The organism is Streptomyces sp. SID486 (assembly GCF_009865385.1).
Classification (GTDB): Bacteria; Actinomycetota; Actinomycetes; order Streptomycetales; family Streptomycetaceae; genus Streptomyces.
Window position 1 is genome coordinate 1 of record NZ_WWJT01000604.1, and the last position, 522, is coordinate 522.

The following is a 522-nucleotide window of genomic DNA, read 5'->3' on the forward strand; positions in this document are numbered from 1 at the left end:
CGGCCGACCAGGGCGCCGGGGGCCGGCGGCGGGCCCGGCGGTCCTCCACGGACGCCTTCCTGGACAGTGACATGCCCGGCGCCGGTGACACCGGTGAGGCGGAGGGGTCCGTACCGACCGGCCGGCGCCGGCGGCGGGCCGCCACGCCCGCCGAGGCGCCCCACGACCTCCCGGCCGAGGGCACGGAGAACGGCTCCGGGGGGACCGGCCGACGCCGTGGCCGCCCCGCCGAGCCCGGCGCCGACGGTGCTGACACCGGTGACGGCGGTGACGGCGGTGACGGCGGTGACGGCGAGGGTGTGGCCGAGGGGTCCGTGATGACCGCGGCCGAGCAGGGCGCGGGGGCCGCCGCCTCGGGTACGGGGCTCGGTGGCACGGTGCCGCCGCAGGGCGTGCCCGTGCCGACGGGCCGGCGCGCCCGCCGCGACCCGGGCGCCCCACAGGCCGCGCTGTCGCCGGCACTTCCCTCGGCCGGCACCGAGCCGGCCCGGGGCCCGCACGCGCTGCCGGCCGCACCGACGG

Annotated in this window: 1 pseudogene; it reads left to right on the plus strand. The window is 82.8% G+C overall.

Annotated features, from left to right (window positions below):
• A pseudogene (locus tag GT045_RS28290) lies at positions 1 to 522 on the plus strand (histidine kinase); the annotation flags it as partial.